The organism is Mycobacterium sp. TH-M106 (assembly GCF_057473765.1).
Map to the genome: position 1 here is coordinate 1 of NZ_JBYCLE010000347.1, position 2,021 is coordinate 2,021.

The 2,021-nt window shown below is 67.7% G+C and carries 3 protein-coding genes; all 3 read left to right on the forward strand.

Annotated elements, in window-relative coordinates; all coding sequences use genetic code 11:
• Positions 1–123: 123 nt before the first annotated feature.
• On the forward strand, positions 124–435 hold the full coding sequence (gene rplU / locus AC2VOP_RS12015; protein WP_486961177.1) for a 50S ribosomal protein L21: 312 nt from the start codon (positions 124–126) through the stop codon (positions 433–435).
• Positions 436–445: 10 nt separating this feature from the next.
• The gene (gene rpmA / locus AC2VOP_RS12020; RefSeq protein ID WP_486961178.1) at positions 446–706 is read left to right on the forward strand and encodes a 50S ribosomal protein L27; all 261 of its coding nucleotides are present in this window, start codon (positions 446–448) and stop codon (positions 704–706) included.
• Positions 707–804: 98 nt separating this feature from the next.
• The coding region (gene obgE, locus AC2VOP_RS12025; protein ID WP_486961179.1) for a GTPase ObgE at positions 805–2,021 on the forward strand (1,217 nt) is incomplete at its 3' end.

The following is a 2,021-nucleotide window of genomic DNA, read 5'->3' on the forward strand; positions in this document are numbered from 1 at the left end:
GTCACGTACAGTTGACCAGTTGTCGCCAGGCCGGGCCGGCAAACTCCCAGACCACAGGTGAGCCCGATGGCGCGCGCCCCGAGAGCACCCGACAGCACCCGACAGCAAAGGTAGATACCAGCGATGGCGACGTACGCAATCGTCAAAACCGGCGGCAAGCAGTACAAGGTCGCCGTGGGAGACATCGTCAAAGTCGAGAAACTTGACACCGAGCCCGGTGGGTCGGTGTCGCTACCGGTCGCCTTGGTGGTCGACGGCGCCACCGTCACCACCGACGCCGCTAAGCTGGCGAAGATCGCCGTCACCGGCGAGGTGCTCGAGCACACCAAGGGCCCGAAGATCCGCATCCACAAATTCAAGAACAAGACCGGCTACCACAAGCGGCAGGGTCACCGGCAGCGGTTGACCGTGGTCAAGGTCACCGGCATCACGTAAGGCTGACGACATGGCACACAAGAAGGGCGCTTCCAGTTCACGCAACGGCCGCGACTCCAACTCCCAGCGGCTTGGTGTCAAGCGGTTCGGCGGCCAGGTCGTCAAGGCCGGCGAGATCCTGGTCCGGCAGCGTGGTACCCACTTCCACCCCGGTGTCAACGTCGGCCGCGGCGGCGACGACACGCTGTTCGCAACAGCACCCGGCGCGGTCGAGTTCGGTGTCAAACGCGGGCGCAAGACGGTCAACGTCGTGCCGGTCGCCCGCGACTAGGGACCGAGCCAGCGTCGCGAGCGTGAAGCTGTTGCGACATTTTCCGGTGAGAATCGCAACAGCTTCACACTCGGCGCATGAGACGGGGAGGACACCCAGTGCCCGCAGCGCCCCGGTTCGTCGATCGCGTCGTCGTCCATGTTCGTGCCGGCGACGGCGGTAATGGCTGCGCCTCGATCCGCCGGGAGAAGTTCAAGCCGCTCGGCGGCCCGGACGGTGGCAACGGCGGTCGTGGCGGCAGCGTGGTGCTCGTGGTCGACCCGCAGGTGCACACCCTACTGGACTTTCATTTCCGCCCGCACCTCGTCGCGTCGTCCGGCAAGCAGGGCATGGGCAACAACCGCGACGGCGCCACCGGCGCCGACCTGGACGTCAAGGTGCCCGACGGCACCGTGGTGCTCGACGAGCACGGCCGCCTGCTGGCCGACCTGGTCGGGCCGGATACCCGGTTCGTGGCCGCCGCCGGTGGCCGCGGCGGGCTGGGCAACGCCGCGCTGGTGTCGCGTGCCCGCAAAGCCCCGGGTTTCGCGTTGCTCGGTGAGCCAGGACAGGCTCGTGACCTGACCCTGGAACTCAAGACCGTCGCCGATGTGGGTTTGATCGGGTTTCCGTCGGCCGGCAAATCCTCACTGGTGTCGGTGATTTCAGCGGCCAAGCCCAAGATCGCCGACTATCCGTTCACCACGCTGGCGCCGAACCTGGGGGTGGTCTTGACCGGCGAGCAGACCTACACCGTCGCCGACGTGCCCGGGCTAATCCCGGGCGCGTCGGCCGGCCGTGGGCTGGGCCTGGACTTCCTGCGGCACATCGAACGCTGCGCGGTGCTGGTGCACGTCGTCGACTGTGCCACCGTCGAGCCTGGCCGAGACCCGGTCTCCGACATCGATGCGCTCGAAGCCGAGCTGGCAGCGTATACGCCTACCCTACAAGGAGACTCGGCGCTCGGAGACCTGGCCGGACGGCCGCGTGCGGTGGTGCTCAACAAAATCGACGTGCTCCAGGCCCGGGAGCTGGCCGAGTTCGTCCGCGACGACATCACCGTCGCACGCGGCTGGCCGGTGTTCATGGTGTCTACGGTCAGCCGGGAGGGCCTGCGGCCGTTGACGTTCGCGCTGGCCGAGATGGTATCGGCCTACCGTGCAGCGCAGCCGGCGCCGGTGGCGCGCCGGCCGGTGATCCGACCCATTCCCGTCGACGACAACGGTTTCACCGTGGCACCGGATGGCCACGGCGGCTTCGTGGTGACCGGGACACGTCCGCAGCGCTGGGTCAGCCAGACCGACTTCGGCAACGACGAGGCGGTCGGTTACCTCGG